General features: G+C 68.0%; 2 protein-coding genes. One reads left to right on the top strand and one right to left on the bottom strand.

Annotation, left to right across the window (positions count from 1 at the left end; all coding sequences use genetic code 11):
- The coding region (locus ACTHMF_RS03970) for an MDR family MFS transporter (RefSeq protein WP_440316383.1) at window positions 1-2060 on the bottom strand (2060 nt) is incomplete at its 3' end.
- A 292-nt stretch (window positions 2061-2352) separates the two neighbouring features.
- On the opposite strand from ACTHMF_RS03970, the gene ACTHMF_RS03965 reads away from it, so the two are divergent.
- Window positions 2353-3246, top strand: coding sequence for a DUF1287 domain-containing protein (locus ACTHMF_RS03965; protein ID WP_440316382.1), 894 nt, complete (start codon window positions 2353-2355; stop codon window positions 3244-3246).
- The last annotated feature ends 178 nt before the right edge of the window (window positions 3247-3424 follow it).

The raw sequence follows: 3424 nt of genomic DNA, 5'->3' as shown, positions 1-3424 counted from the left end.
TCCGCGCGCGCCGCCGCCCCCCCCGCCCCCGCTCCGGCCGGGCCGGGCGCGCGCGCGCGGGCGGCCTCGGCCGGGGCGGCCTGGGTCTGGGGGTCCGCCGCCTCCTGCAGCGCCCATTTGGCGCGCAGCGGCGGGGTCTTGAAGAACAGCGAGAGCACGAACGCGACCAGCACGACGATCATCGCGACCCAGTAGACCTGCACGGCGGAGTCGTTGAACGCGACCAGGAACGGCTTGGAGAGCCGCGGATCGGCGTTGTTCAGGAACGACGTGTCGTTGGTGGCCGAGGAGTCGCCGGACGTGCCCGACTTCTCCAGCTGGCTCTGCAGTCGCGGCACCAGCGCGTCGACGTAGGCGGAGCGGGCCGCCTCGTCCGAGAAGTCGAGGGTCACCGTCCCGTCGCTGGAGACCTTCGCGTACGGAGCCTGCGCCTGGATCTTGGTGGTCGCGGCCTGGATGGCCTGCTGCTGGGCTGCGGCCTCCGCCTGGGCCTGCGCCTGCGGCGGGATGGTCCCGGCGGCCACCTGGGCGGCGACGGCGGCGCTCGCCGCGGACTTCGCGCCGTCGACGGCCTTCTGCAGCGTCTGCTGGGTCGCCTCCGTCGCCTTCGTCGTGATCGGCGAATAGACCTGGTCCATGATCTGCTTGTTCTCGGGAGCCGAGGCGACGGACGGGGTCAGTGCGGCGTCCAGTGCGTTCGTCAGCGTCGGCTTGTCGGTGAGCGCGGTCTGGATGTTCGTCGGGAAGACCGTGAACAGCAGCGAGAGCAGGACGGCCGTGCCGAGCGTTCCACCGATCTGACGGAAGAACGTGGAGGCGCTGGTCGCCACACCCATGTCGCGCAGGCCGACCGAGTTCTGGCTGGCGATGGTCAGCGTCTGCATCAGCTGGCCGAGGCCGAGACCGATCAGCAGCATCGCGCCGGCGATGAACCAGTACGAGTCGCCGAACTTCAGGAACGTCAGGTAGAAGAACCCGCCGGCGAGCATCGCGGTTCCGATGATCGGGAACTGACGGTAGTGGCCGGTGCGCGCGATGATCTGGCCGGAGACGATCGAGGAGATCATCAGGCCGAGGATCATCGGCAGCAGCTGCAGGCCCGACTCGGTCGGGGTCGCGCCGAGCACGATCTGCAGGTAGAGCGGGAGGGTCAGCATCGCGCCGAACATGCCGAAGCCGACCAGGACGCCGATGACGGTCGCCATCGAGAACGTGCTGGAGCGGAACAGCTTGAGCGGGATGAGCGCGTCGTCCTTCATCGCCATCTCGATGAGGATGAACGCGACGATGCCGACGGCGCCGATGATGTAGCAGGCGATCGAGCCCGCGCTTCCCCAGCCCCACTCGCGGCCCTGCTCGGCGACGAGGAGGAGCGGGACGAGCGCGACGATCACGCCGGCGGCGCCCCACCAGTCGATGCGGGCGGCGCCCCTGTCGTGCTTCGGCAGGTGCAGGAAGCGCACCACCATGAACAGGGCGGCGATGCCGATCGGCACGTTGATCAGGAACACCCAGCGCCAGCCGGCGATCCAGAGGATCTCGTTCGCGCCGGCGAACAGGCCGCCGATCAGCGGGCCGATCAGGCTGGAGATGCCGAAGACGGCGAGGAAGTAGCCCTGGTACTTGGCGCGCTCGCGCGGGGCGAGCATGTCGCCCATGATCGCGAGCGGCATCGACATCAGACCGCCGGCACCGAGGCCCTGGATGGCACGGAACGCCGCGAGCTCGAGCATCGACGTCGAGAACGAGGCCAGCACGGAGCCGACGATGAAGATGACGATGGCGATGATGAACAGCGGGCGCCGTCCGAAGATGTCGGAGAGCTTGCCGTAGATGGGTGTCGAGATCGTCGAGAGGATCAGGTAGGCGGTCGTGACCCAGGCCTGCTGGCTGAGGCCGTGGAGGTCGTCGCCGATCGTGCGGATCGCGGTACCGACGATGGTCTGGTCGAGGGCAGACAGGAACATGCCGGCCATGAGGCCGAAGATCACCAGGAGGATCTGGCGATGCGACATGATCGGCTTGGGAGCGGCTGGTGCCGCCGGTGCGTGGGTTGACATGAGTCTCCGAGTCGAGAGTCGGATGGGACGCCCGGCCACGGACGTCACACCGATGTGGAGGGCAATGCGAATTTTGCGGAGAGTGCAAAGTTACACCCGGTGCGACTCTTTCGGCAACGCGAGAGTACTCCCCGCCGACCTCGTTCGCCAGGGGCGAACGAGCGCCTGAGAAGCGCGGAAACGCGCGGGAATCACAGGCACACTGGCCCCCATCCAGGTGGCGCATAGGTGGCGGGCGTACCGTGGAGAAGACCCGAACCCGTGCCCGCCTCGAATCTCCTCCAAAGGTCGTATGAGTTCTCTCACGAAACCCCGCCGTCTTCTCCTCGTCACCGCCGCCGCGGCCGTCACCGCACTCGCCTTCACCGGCTGCGCCGGCGAGCCGTCGCCGGTCACGAAGGCGCTGGCCGGAGCCTCGCCCGCCGCGTCGACCCACGGCACCACCGTCTCCTCCATCCAGCCGGCCACCGGCAGCGTCTCCGGCGGCACCGTCACGATCACCGGGACGAACCTGCAGAAGGTGGAGACCGTCACGATCGGCGGCCAGCACGCCACGGTCACCAAGACGAGCTCGGACACGGTCGTCGCCACCGTCCCCGCCGCGCAGAGCTTCCAGACCGGCGCGGTCCCCGTCGCGATCACGGACGCGAACGGCAAGACCGTCTCCACGGGCAAGACGTACGACTACCAGGTGCAGACGCCGGTCGACAAGCAGCTCGCGTACGCGATGGCGCACTGGAAGAACTACAACACCGCCGAGTACGGCGACCTGAACCCGGTCGGCGGCGACTGCGCCAACTTCGTCAGCCAGACGCTGATCGCGCGCGGCTGGCAGATGAACGACGACTGGTACAACCACGACGCCGCCGAGGACTGGAGCCCGGCGTGGGGCTACGTGCCGGCGATGGACGCGTACTTCCGTGCCAACGCCGCCCAGCTCGGCCTCACCGAGTACTCCTTCGACCAGCGCGACAAGATCAAGGTCGGCGACATCGTGATGTTCGACTGGAACGACAACGACTCGCTCGACCACGTCCAGATCGTCTCCGCGGTGCAGAACGTGAACGGTCAGATCAAGATCAAGATGGTCGGCCACAACGAGGACAGCGACTACCGCGACCTCGACGAGGCCATCACGGTCGACCATCCGGGTGCCACAGGACACTTCTGGAGCCTGTCGAAGTAACTTCGGTTATGCTCATGCCGTGAGTCTGGGGGGCGCCCGCACACGGCGGGTTCTGGTGCCGCGGGCTGCCCTGGCGGGCGCCGTGCTGATCGTCGCGGTCGCGCTGTCCGCGTGCGCGACAGGGGCCGTGAGCGCAGCACCGACGAGTCACAGAAGCACTCCGCAACGCATGACGCCG

This window comes from Leifsonia sp. (genome assembly GCF_051955155.1).
GTDB lineage: Bacteria > Actinomycetota > Actinomycetes > Actinomycetales > Microbacteriaceae > Leifsonia.
This window is presented reverse-complemented; position numbering and strand designations above follow the sequence as displayed.